Source organism: Bacillus sp. NTK071 (genome assembly GCF_017303315.1).
GTDB lineage: Bacteria > Bacillota > Bacilli > Bacillales > Guptibacillaceae > Guptibacillus.
The window spans coordinates 644,949-656,323 of sequence record NZ_JAFKOI010000002.1 but is presented as its reverse complement, the minus strand read 5'-3'; the positions used below and the strand labels follow the sequence as shown (position 1 = coordinate 656,323).

General features: G+C 39.4%; 14 protein-coding genes. 11 read left to right on the top strand and 3 right to left on the bottom strand.

All coding sequences use genetic code 11. The annotated features are described in order from the left end of the window. Positions 1-120: 120 nt before the first annotated feature. A complete protein-coding gene (locus JI666_RS07675; protein ID WP_206890341.1) occupies positions 121-918 on the bottom strand; it encodes an NAD kinase in 798 nt (265 codons plus the stop codon). A gap of 240 nt (positions 919-1,158) precedes the next feature. On the opposite strand from JI666_RS07675, the gene sppA reads away from it, so the two are divergent. The 9 genes from sppA to JI666_RS07630 all read left to right on the top strand — a co-directional run bounded on the left by sppA (position 1,159) and on the right by JI666_RS07630 (position 8,720). Then, complete coding sequence (sppA, locus tag JI666_RS07670) at positions 1,159-2,154, top strand: signal peptide peptidase SppA (RefSeq protein ID WP_206890339.1); 996 nt, start codon at positions 1,159-1,161, stop codon at positions 2,152-2,154. A gap of 13 nt (positions 2,155-2,167) precedes the next feature. Further along, positions 2,168-2,641 (top strand): RDD family protein, encoded by a 474-nt coding sequence (locus JI666_RS07665; protein ID WP_206890337.1) that lies wholly within the window; start codon positions 2,168-2,170, stop codon positions 2,639-2,641. Positions 2,642-2,772: 131 nt separating this feature from the next. Continuing rightward, entirely contained in the window at positions 2,773-3,372 is a 600-nt protein-coding gene (locus tag JI666_RS07660; protein WP_206890335.1) for a DUF2953 domain-containing protein, read from the top strand. A 29-nt stretch (positions 3,373-3,401) separates the two neighbouring features. Beyond that, the gene (gene ytfJ, locus JI666_RS07655) at positions 3,402-3,941 is read left to right on the top strand and encodes a GerW family sporulation protein (protein WP_206890333.1); all 540 of its coding nucleotides are present in this window, start codon (positions 3,402-3,404) and stop codon (positions 3,939-3,941) included. 133 nt (positions 3,942-4,074) lie between these two features. Continuing rightward, positions 4,075-4,572 carry a thiol peroxidase gene (gene tpx, locus JI666_RS07650; RefSeq protein WP_206890329.1) on the top strand — a complete coding sequence of 166 codons (498 nt, stop codon included), beginning with the start codon at positions 4,075-4,077 and terminating at the stop codon, positions 4,570-4,572. Between the two features lie 166 nt (positions 4,573-4,738). Continuing rightward, the gene (locus tag JI666_RS07645) at positions 4,739-5,722 is read left to right on the top strand and encodes a class I SAM-dependent methyltransferase (RefSeq protein ID WP_414635134.1); all 984 of its coding nucleotides are present in this window, start codon (positions 4,739-4,741) and stop codon (positions 5,720-5,722) included. Between the two features lie 181 nt (positions 5,723-5,903). Next, a complete protein-coding gene (locus tag JI666_RS07640; RefSeq protein WP_206890326.1) occupies positions 5,904-7,091 on the top strand; it encodes an acetate kinase in 1,188 nt (395 codons plus the stop codon). 277 nt (positions 7,092-7,368) lie between these two features. Continuing rightward, positions 7,369-8,217 carry an EcsC family protein gene (locus JI666_RS07635; RefSeq protein WP_206890318.1) on the top strand — a complete coding sequence of 283 codons (849 nt, stop codon included), beginning with the start codon at positions 7,369-7,371 and terminating at the stop codon, positions 8,215-8,217. Beyond that, on the top strand, positions 8,214-8,720 hold the full coding sequence (locus JI666_RS07630) for a MogA/MoaB family molybdenum cofactor biosynthesis protein (protein ID WP_206890317.1): 507 nt from the start codon (positions 8,214-8,216) through the stop codon (positions 8,718-8,720). The genes JI666_RS07635 and JI666_RS07630 overlap by 4 nt, the downstream gene beginning before the upstream one ends. Here the strand turns inward: JI666_RS07630 and JI666_RS07625 are convergent. Continuing rightward, positions 8,709-9,041: a hypothetical protein gene (locus JI666_RS07625; protein ID WP_349769309.1), complete on the bottom strand. Its 333-nt coding sequence runs from the start codon at positions 9,039-9,041 to the stop codon at positions 8,709-8,711. The two genes, JI666_RS07630 and JI666_RS07625, sit on opposite strands and share 12 nt — an antisense overlap. Before the next feature lie 112 nt (positions 9,042-9,153). On the opposite strand from JI666_RS07625, the gene JI666_RS07620 reads away from it, so the two are divergent. Continuing rightward, positions 9,154-9,315: a hypothetical protein gene (locus JI666_RS07620; RefSeq protein ID WP_169525619.1), complete on the top strand. Its 162-nt coding sequence runs from the start codon at positions 9,154-9,156 to the stop codon at positions 9,313-9,315. A 189-nt stretch (positions 9,316-9,504) separates the two neighbouring features. On the opposite strand, the gene JI666_RS07615 is transcribed toward JI666_RS07620, so the two are convergent. Next, entirely contained in the window at positions 9,505-10,827 is a 1,323-nt protein-coding gene (locus JI666_RS07615) for a purine-cytosine permease family protein (protein WP_206890316.1), read from the bottom strand. Positions 10,828-10,951: 124 nt separating this feature from the next. Between JI666_RS07615 and JI666_RS07610 the strand changes: the two genes are divergently transcribed. Beyond that, complete coding sequence (locus JI666_RS07610; protein WP_206890315.1) at positions 10,952-11,326, top strand: hypothetical protein; 375 nt, start codon at positions 10,952-10,954, stop codon at positions 11,324-11,326. The last annotated feature ends 49 nt before the right edge of the window (positions 11,327-11,375 follow it).

Here is an 11,375-nt window from a genome sequence, read left to right as displayed (position 1 = left end):
CGGTTGTTTCCTATCTGTAAATTACGAAAGACCCGATCTGATTCAAATGAATTGTTCGGGTCTTTCTCATGGTTATTTACTTATGTCCCAGCCTCTTTTTGCTTGAAGTAATTTAGCTCTTTATAGGAAACTTCTCTGTACTTTATGCCAGAAAGAATTATCTTTCAACTTTACTGTCTTTATTCGTTTTTCGGGTATATGAATGTTAATTTCTTTCGCGTGTTGAATACTTAACGCCTCATTGTCTATCCCAATAACTGGATAATCGTTGCCATCTTGGATAACTTGAAGTGTAAGGGATCTTTCATCGCTTAGTACGAATGGCGATCCAAGTGTTCGATAGTGGTTATTATTTAGTGACGCAAGCTCACTAACCTGCATACAAGCAAGTTTAGGATCAATGACTGCTCCATTCACTGATTTGTTATAAGCTGTACTGCCAGTAGGTGTTGAAACAATTAGGCCATCTCCACGGAATGTTTCAAAGTGGAAATCTTCTACATACACTTCCATCGCAAGTGTTTTAATAATAGAAGAACGGATTGTACATTCGTTTAAACAGTAAAAAGAGGATTCATTGTTTACTTGTACTTCAATTGTTGGGTATCGACGAACTTCAATGCCCTCTGACAAGATATCTCCTACCATGTCCTGCAAGTTATCGATGTGAAAATCGCAATAGAAGCCAAGCTCTCCTGTTGAAATTCCTACATAGAGGCAGTCTTCTCGAAAACCTGTTTGTCTCACTGCTTGTAGGAAAGCACCGTCCCCACCTATGCTTGCAATAATGCTAGCATCTTTAGCATCTTCAACGATATGAAAATCATTTTTTTCAGCAAGTGCTTTTAGAGGTTCTACTTTCTCCTGCAATTCTTTTGTTTGTTTATAGAAAAAGAACAAATTACGGCGATTTGGCATATGAATTCCTCCCTGTCCAACTGTTATTCTTCTTTACTTTATCATTCTCTCTTTTTAGAAAAAAGAAAAAATTAAATTTTGTAATCGAATACACTTTAGTTTAGCGCTTCTTATTGAAATGATACAACATGTTATTTAGAAGTGCGGTTCCTAATTTTGTATGGTATTCTCGACAATATGAAACCAATATTATGGCTTCATCGTACATACTATAGCATCAGGATATAGAGGAGGCTTACTATGAATGGAAAACGGTGGATAGCGCTTGGTATAACGGTCGTACTGATCATCGTATCAATTGGATTTAATTTCGTATCCAGTCTTGCTTTTGGCGGATGGAAAGAAGAAATAAATTCAACGGATCAGTTCGCTGAGACGGTCATTGAAGAAGGTAGCGGTTTGAATAAGATCGCGGTGTTAAATGTGGAAGGGGTTATTCAGGATAACGGCGCGAATACTAGCTTTTTGCCACAGGCAGGTTACAATCATGATGTGTTTCTTAAGCGTCTTGAGCATGCAGGGGATGACAACAGTGTTAAAGGAATTATTCTTCGATTGAACACGCCAGGTGGAGGCGTGGTTGAAAGTGAAGAGATCTATGATGAAATCCTTGAGTTAAAAGAAAAAACGGATAAGCCGATTTATGTTTCAATGGGGAGTATGACAGCATCAGCAGGGTACTACATATCTGCTCCTGTTGATAAAATTTATGCCAGTCCTTCAACAATAACAGGATCAATTGGTGTTATCATGCAGTCAATGAACTACTCTGAGCTTGCTGAAAAAGTTGGAGTGAAGTGGGAGACGATTAAGAGTGGTCCTCATAAAGATATTATGTCTCCAAGTCGTGAGATGACTGAAGAAGAACGTGATATCCTACAGTCGATGATTGATAATTCTTATGACGAATTTGTCCGAGTAGTTAGTGAAGGTAGAGACATGGAAGAGAGTAAAGTTCGAGAACTTGCTGATGGAAGAATTTACGATGGAAGACAGGCGAAGGATGTTGACCTTGTAGATGGTCTTGGCAATCTAGAAGATACCATCGAAGTGATGAAGAAGGACCTCGGAGATAGTAATCTTCAAGTCATTCAATATAAGCAGAACTTAGGATTTAATTCGTTATTTGAAATGACGGCTGCCAAATTAATGGGTCCAGATAAAGACTTACTGGGTATTCAACAACTACTGTCTACACCGCAATCACCGAAACTTATGTATTTATACTCTGAATAAGGAGGCAGGCAGAATGGATGAAACAATGAATGTGACTGCCCCTCCCGCTTCAAATTCCAAAGAATTGTCGAACGTGCGATTCGCTGGATTTTGGATGCGTTTCTGGGCATATTTAGTGGATATAATTGTTGTAGCAAGTCTTAATGGCATTATGATTACACCTGCTTTACGAGGATTTGATATTCCTGCAGGTGAACCCGCTTTTTTGCCACTGCAAGCTATTTTAACTGGGACCGTCTACTATGCTTATTTTATATTGATGACGAAGTTTTTGTCTCAAACGCTTGGTAAGATGCTTTTCGGGTTAAGAGTTGAGTCTGATAAAGGTCCTAGATTAACATGGGGAACTGTTATTTTTCGAGAAGGTATTGGACGTTTTATTAGCAAAACGATCCTTTTTGTTGGATTTGTTGTTGTGGCATTCACAAAGAAAAAACAAGGTATACATGATTTATTTGCAGATACGATTGTCGTTCATGAAAATTAATAGCGTTTAGTGAATAAACCTGCCCACATTGGGCAGGTTTATTCTATGTGGAATTTTTTTGCTTATTAATCATTGTATTTAAAAAGGTGCTTTATAAATCAGCCTAAGAATAAAAAGGAGGGGCTTGTTTATTGATTATAGCAATAGTTGCTCTATTTGGTTTGCTACTAATCGCTTCCTTGCCTCTCATTATTTTTTCAACTGTTAAAGTGACAGTAACAATTGAGCATTCGAGAGCTGTTGAGGAACTGCAAATTGATGTTCAGGCGCTATTTGGACTTTTTGTTTACTCGACTGCAGTTCCACTTAAGGAGTTACTAGAAAACGGAGAAGATGCAATTAAAGAGAAAGCTGAAGAAACATCTTTCTCAGGAGACATACAAGAACTTATGAAATTAATTAAGAAAACGCTTGGAGCAAGGGATGCGGCTCAGTTTATTCTTCGGAAAACAAGTGTTCGAAAGATTCAGTGGGAAACCAACTTTGGGATGACGAACGCTGCAAATACAGCGGTTGGAGCTGAACTTCTATTAAATGCAAAGATTGCGATCTTTGCTCTCCTATCTCACTATTCCAATTTGCTTACAGTTCCACAATTAATTGTTACACCTATTTACGAAGTGAAAACAATCCAAACGTATATTAAATGCATGATCACCTTTAAACTGGGGCATGCTATGATCGCGGTAATTAAATTATTGAAGTCTCAGAAGAATATTCAAGGGACTTAACGGTCTAGTTGGTGAAGGAGGAAAACGAGATGGCTGAACATCCAATTGAAGGACTTATGCAAACTGCAATGGAGAACCTTAAAGACATGATCGATGTGAATACAATTATCGGAGATCCTGTTGAAACGCCTGATGGCAGTGTTATTCTGACTGTGTCAAAGGTAGGGTTTGGCTTCGCGGCAGGTGGAAGTGAATTTATGTTAAAGCAACAATCGGGCTCGAATCAGCGTGATCAGAATCAAAGTAAAGGAGAGCCATTTGGAGGAGGAAGCGGTGGAGGAGTGTCAATCACCCCCATTGCATTTCTAATTGTCAGTGCAGGCGATATTAAAATGATTCACCTTGATAACACAACACATTTATATGAACGCTTATTAGACCTTGCTCCTCAGGCTATAGAGAAAGTGCAAAGTATGCTTCAGAATATGAACAAGGATTCCCATGAGAAAAAGGGTCAATCGAATAATCAACAGAGCAGTGGACAAAAGCACACAACTCATTCTAAGAACCTTTTTCGATCGCAACATCGTGGACAACAGGATGACGAAAAACAGGATTTGAACTTCTAAGTCGCTTAAATCTAAGCGACTTTTTATTATGGAACAAATGAAAACCTGTTTAGCTAATTTCTTGAAATCTAACCTCTGCACATATATGATGAAAGCAGTCGTACATACGACCAATTATAAAGGAGGTATGAACATGGCTAACATTACATTTAAAGAAAACCCAATGACACTACTCGGTGAAGAAGTGAAAAAGGGTGATACAGCTCCGAATTTTACAGTATTAGCAAACGATTTATCCGAGAAAACTCTTAATGACTATGCAGGTGTGCGTATTATCAGTGTAGTACCATCACTTGATACTGGTGTTTGTGATGCTCAGACGCGTAAATTTAACGAAGAAGCAGCTGGTCTGAACAACGTGAATGTGTTAACGATAAGTGTTGACCTCCCATTCGCTCAGAAACGCTGGTGCGGTGCTGCAGGCATTGAGAATGCCATCACATTATCCGATCATCGTGATTTATCGTTTGGTAAGGCGTTCGGTGTTGCAATTAAGGAACTTCGCTTGCTAGCACGTGCTGTTTTTGTTGTTGATAGTAAAGATAAAGTGGTTTATGCTGAGTACGTAAGCGAAGCAACGAACCATCCTGATTATGAAGAAGCATTAAATGCTGCTAAGCATGCTGAATAAAGATACACCTAGACAAGGACTTCGATGGAAAACTCATCGAAGTCCTTTTTTTAGGAGCTCTTAGTCGTCTGCTTTTCAAGCAAGATTATTCTGCATTGTTGCGAAAGCGTTCAAGACTGTTTACAATAGAGACGGCAAACTGATAGGAGGCCAAAATATGTCTGATATGACGGTAGAAGCTTTATATAAAGTCCTAGATGAATCGACGCTTGTTCTACAAAATAAATTAGAAATGTCTTATCTTGAGGGACTCGTTGAAACGGGATTAAACCTTTTTGAAAATAAGGTACTTCAAGAAGAATTGGATGCGGATACTGTTGTGCGTCTTAAAAACCTGTACGAATCATGTGATTTGGAGGGTGCTGAGAAGGAAACCATCCGAAAAGGAATCCAACTCGCCTTACTAAAAGGGATGAAAAAGGGGATTCAACCTCATCATGCAATGACACCGGATAGTGTTGCGCATTTAATTGGGTACCTTGTGAAAAAATATAAAGAAGTATTAGGCGTTGACGAAATGAAAATACTTGATCCTGCAGTAGGAACAGGGAATTTGTTAACTTCTGTTCTTAATCAGTTGGAGGGAGAGTCCGTAGAGGCGTATGGTGTTGAGCCAGATGACTTATTGTTGCATTTAGGATTTGCTAATGCTAATTTGCAAAAACACCATGTTGAATTTCTTCATCAGGATAGCGTGAAACCAATTTATATTCCGCAGGTGAATACGGTTGTTACGGATCTTCCTGTAGGGTATTACCCACACGAGGAAGCGGCTGCGAATTACACGTTAAGAGCTAGTGAAGGAATGTCTTACGTCCATCATCTTCTGATTGAGCAAAGTTTAAATATGACAGAAGACTCAGGGATGCTCTTCTTTATGATTCCAAACTTTCTCTTCGGAGATGATGGTGCGAAACAAGTAAGGGATTTATTGAATGAACGCTCTGTTATCCACGGAATTATTCAATTACCTACTAGCCTTTTTGCAAATGAGTCTCAAGCAAAAAGCATTTTAGTTGTTCAGAAAAAAGGTGAGCGTACGTTAAAACCGAAGCAAGTAATGATGGCGAAATTACCATCTTTCTCTAATCGAGAAGCCATGTTAAACATGATGCAACAAATCAATGGCTGGTTTTCACAACTTTCATAACGTGTATGAAACGTTTACAAATCTGAATTGGCGGAATACTTGAATGTAAGCGGTTTTCGCCTTGAATAAAGTAATGGTCGGTGTTTAAATAATAAGAGTGTTAAAAGATAGAAGGGGCCCTCCCTTCTATTTTCGTGTCGTACGCCAATTTTAACTAATCGAATTAAAGGAGCTGTCACATATGGCGAAAATAATCGCAATCAACGCCGGTAGTTCTTCGTTGAAGTTTCAACTATTAAATATGCCGGAAGAAACTGTTATCACAAAAGGACTCGTCGAACGAATCGGACTTGATGACGCCATTTTTACAATAGAAGTGAACGGTGAGAAGAATGAAGAAGTAACAAATATCCCTGACCATGCAGTGGCAGTTAAGATGCTTCTAGACAAGCTTATTGATTTCTCAATCATCTCTTCCTACGATGAAATAGAAGGTGTCGGACATCGTGTCGTTCACGGTGGAGAGAAGTTCAATGACTCCGCTATGATTACAGACGAGGTACTAGATGGTATTGAGGAAGTTTCTGAGCTTGCTCCATTGCATAACCCTGCTAACCTTGTTGGAATCCGTGCATTTCGTGAAATCCTTCCAGAAGTCCCATCAGTTGCTGTTTTTGATACTGCTTTCCATCAGGCAATGCCGGAACAGTCTTTCTTATACAGCCTACCTTACGAGTATTATGAAGATTTTGGCATTCGTAAATACGGCTTCCACGGTACTTCTCATAAATATGTCTCAGAAAGAGCAGCTGAGATGCTCGGCCGTCCATTAGATCAACTCCGTTTGCTTTCTTGTCATCTTGGAAATGGTGCAAGTATCGCCGCAATTGAAGGCGGTAAATCAATTGATACGTCCATGGGCTTTACTCCACTAGCTGGTGTAACGATGGGCACTCGTTCTGGTAACATTGACCCAGCATTGATTCCATTCATTATGGAGAAAACAGGGCAATCTGCTGAAGAAGTAATGAATACGTTAAATAAGAAGAGTGGCCTTCTAGGCGTTTCTGGTTTCTCAAGTGATCTTCGCGATATTACAACTAAAGCTGAAGAAGGAAACGAACGTGCTGAATTGGCACTTGAAGTATTTACTTCACGCATTCACAAATACATCGGCTCATATGCAGCTCGTATGTCTGGCCTAGATGCTATTATCTTTACTGCTGGTATCGGTGAAAATAGTGAGGCTGTTCGTGCTCGTGTACTTCGCGGTCTTGAATTCATGGGTGTATATTGGGACCCAGCTCTTAACAAGGTTAGAGGAAAAGAAGCCTTCCTTAACTATCCTCATTCACCTGTTAAGGTTATGATTATCCCGACAAATGAAGAAGTTGTCATTGCAAGAGACACAGTTAGACTTTCTAAATAAAATAGGTTCCTTTTAAAAGATGGTTGTTTCTTAAAGAGGAATTGTGTAAAAAGATTTACACTTGGCTGATTGGAGCGGAAGGATGCTCGACTCCCGCGGAAAGCGAGCATCCTGGAGCGGAAATCAACTACTACTCTTATCGCAGCTATTTCTAAAAATACTGTCTAAATATATTAGAGCATCCATTCGGGTGCTCTTTTTTGTTTTTACACCTTTATTGGAAGTTTTCAGTTGGAAAAGCTACAATATAAGAAAGAGTTTGAAGGGAGCGAATACTTTGGCCTGGACAGAAAGAGAACAAAAAAAGCTGAATGCAATTAAACAATGGGAACAAGAGCATTTTGCACAAAATGCAACTGATATCGAACGTACCTTTCAGAAATGGTATGATTACAAAATTAACCAATTGGAACCTGCGACGAAAAATCGTGTTTATTCAGTAATAGATTCTGCTCTGTTTCATATGCATTCTTTTATTCAGAATTCCCAATCACAGGTGGATGCGAGCCATCGTCTGTTGACCGAAGCCCGTTTATTCAATCCAGAAATTGAAAAGATTCAGGATATGCAGAAGTTAACGATTGATCAGCTTAGTTATATAGCAGATCAACAAATTGCTAGGCAACGAATGGTATCATTTGCCCAGGGTGGTCTAGCTGGTACTGGAAGTTTACTCTTATTAGGTCTTGATTTGCCTGCTGTACTAGCCATAAATCTTAGAACGGTCCAGTTAATTGCCATGACTTACGGTTATCCAGTCAATTATCCTTCCGAAATGATGATAGCGCTTAAAGTTTTTCATATGGCAACACTCCCAAAGGGGATGCAAGAAAAAGCCTGGGTTTCTCTGGAAGAAGAGCTTGACTATGAACAAGCTCATCCTTATTTTTATGAAGGTCCAGAAGAGATCGCTGATGCAAAATGGATACAGGGCCCGATGAAGCAAATTGTAAAAGGAACAGTACTGATGATGCTAAGGAAGAAGATTATCCAAGGGATACCACTTTTTGGTATTGCGATTGGTGCAGGAGTAAATTACAGATTTACAAGATCAGTTAGCGAAACCGCTCATCATTTTTATCAAAAACGCTTTTTATCAGAGCTAGAGAGGAGCGAAAAGAATTGAGTGCAAGTGAACACAAGAAAGAGGCGCCTTCTTCTGTAAGATGTTTCATTATTACAGTAAGTGACACTAGAACGCTTGACACTGACAAAAGTGGTCAGCTAATCGCATCTATGCTTACTGAGAGTGGTCACGTGGTTCAGGACCGAATCGTCGTTAAAGATATCCAAGAGGACATTAAGAATGCCATACAAAGCGCAGTTAGCGCTAACGAGATAGACACAGTTCTTTTAAATGGTGGAACTGGAATAGCAAGAAGAGATGTTACATATGAAGTGGTTGAATCATTACTCGAGAAAGAGCTTTCTGGATTTGGCGAGTTGTTTCGAATGATTAGCTATACAGATGATATTGGAACTCCTGCTATGCTAAGCAGAGCGATAGGTGGCGTTGTTGGAGATACTGCAGTGTTTGCAATGCCTGGATCTTCAGGAGCAGTTAAGCTTGCCATGTCGAGACTACTGTTACCTGAACTTCCACATATTATTAGAGAGCTAACTAAATGAAGAGGTCGATCTTTTTGGTTTGTAATTAGAAACGAACAGCTGCTTACGATACCAGAGCCATAAATCATTAATAATAGAGGCGAGTTCAGCTATTTGTGTGTTTAAAAGACAGGAATGATTGAAATTAGCCTCCTCGCTTAATTTTTCTTGTTTATGACAAATCATTTTTTCAAGTTCAGCAATGCGATCGGGGATTGAACTTTTAATTTGTTCCCATTTAAAAAGTATTTCCTCCTGGTCTGCTATTGAAAGGTTCTCCCAGCTGTCTTCCACTATGGGAATTGTAATTTGCAGCCGATGATCATATTGAAATAAATACATAACATGCATCTCCTTTAAATTGGAAATAAACAAGTCCAATCTCATAAGTAATCTTAAGTGTTATCGGAAACAATACGAAGGCAAGAGTCCGAAATCACAGGAGGTTGCTCATATGCCTGATAAGAGAAACGAACTAATTTATGATGAAAGTGGCGAAATGGCTGTTCATCAACAGCTAAGTGAATCCTACCAAAGTGGGGTTATTGATCAGGAAGAAAGTAAAGAAAAAGCAAAGAAAATGCCACGTAAGCCTGATCGAAAAAGTTACTATTAGAAACCTGAAAGTTCATGCTATATAGCATGAACTTTTTTTATTAATGGTAGTGAAAGGTTGCTTTCGTATACATAGTTGCTATAAAGCGGTTGATTTCCGCTCCATAGCTTGGTGTGGTTTTTATACAGCACCTCTTTCAAAACTATACTTCTTTAGAAAAGGGTCTAGTGGAAAGGGGTATGAAGAAAATCAACGCGTCACCTTTCGAAAAACAAGATACCCTACGCTTGTCACAATAAATGACAGGAATCCTGGAGAGTATGTTGTTGGGAGTAGAAGGTAGAGAAGGAGTCCAGAACATATAGCCAAAAACCCTGGACGATTTATAGTATTGGTGTGTTCAGTTAGTTCCTGAAGCATTTCTGATGTGAATCGTCCTTTTTTCACCACAATAAAGTCACTAACGATCACTGCTGAGAGTGGAATAACAAATGCACCTAGAAATGAGATGAATTTCTCGGCTTGATCAACAAATTCTGGAAAACTGCTTAGTAGTACAGCAGCACAACCAAGCAGTAGCGCGCTTCTTACTCTACCTAGAGAAGGAAAGGTATTAAGGAGACTATACCCTCCAGTGTAGGCATTACTAATGTTAATCATAATCATCGAGCATAGAGCTGATGCGAATATAAGGGTTAGTAGCAAGGTGGAATTTGTCTGTTGGCTGGTGATTAAAAAAGGGTTCCATGTTCCTGCAACGGCAGCTGTATAAGCACCGAGCAACGCTGTTAGCGTAAACCCAATTGTATTACCTGAGAATATTCCCCAAAAGGCATGACCTGTTGATTTCGCGTAGCGTGCCATGTCAGATGAACTGCTTACTCCGGATACATATTGAACAAAAGCAAGACTCGAAAAGAAAAGAAATGAGCTTAAATCTGGCTTATCATTCATGGAGATAATGGACGAATAGCTGTTCCCTTCAACTGAAGTAGTGAAATAGACAAAGAACATCGCTACTCCTCCTGCGAACAGAAGCGGAAGAAAATATTTTGTTACTTTTTTAACAGCATCAAATCCTACTAGTGCAAGTGCTGCCATGACGGCTGCGAGAACTAAAGCTGTAGGCAGGAAAGGAAGGTGAAAGTTAAAAGCGCGTTTTATTAGTTCTACAACCATATAAGTACCGCCGATCGTTTGAACAGCGAACCAATAAAGCGAGGTAATCGTTCTAACAGGTGAGGCGAAGTACTGTGCTCCCTTAAAACCGACAAACAATCTGACAGCATATTGAGAAGGGATTCCTCTACGAGCACCTGGAAAAGAAAGGTAGGAAACGAATAGAAAAGCAATGGTTGCACCAAGGATTGTTGATAGAACTGCCCAAACAAAACTAAGACCACCCTCAAGTACGGCAAGAGCGGGAACGAGGAAATTACCAGCGTTGACGGAAACTGTCATTTGAATCATGGCGTATTCGTACCAGGAAGTTGTTCGTAATTTCTCAGGTACTGATTCCAGTCCATATCGCTCGATTTGGATGCTAGATCTTTGTTTACTAACTGTGCTCATGTTTTCTCCTTTAGGATAACGGACTTATGTATTATTTTAGTTCCAGTAGGGAAAGGATGCAATCCTGACTTTAAATGAATAATATTCATCTTATTCAGTCAGTATAAGGTAGAGGTGATGAAATATGAAAAAGGTCGTTTGTTTAGCATTTGCCGCATACCTTTTTACTTTTCCTATTCACTCTGAAGCATCGACACTAGGAAATAGTTTTTCTTTTAAATGTATGGTTGTAACAAACGGTGTCGAACACGAATGGGAGTTCTCTAGTCCTAATGAATATGAATTTGAAAAAGGTGAAACAGTTGAGAAAGGAGCTGCAGCAGAACGGGAAGTATCAGCTCTATTTCAACATCTTGACGTAACTGAACTTGCACAAGTAGATGAGCTAGTTGAAAAGATAGGCACCTATGGATATGAGAATGTAGAACGATTCGAAATGAAATGGATGGATTCAAATGGAAGGCTGTATACATGGGTTTGGAATGAAGAAGACAAGTAGACTTTGATTAGCGGTTTCGTTAAGATTAGGAAAGAGGTGAAAGGAGCCG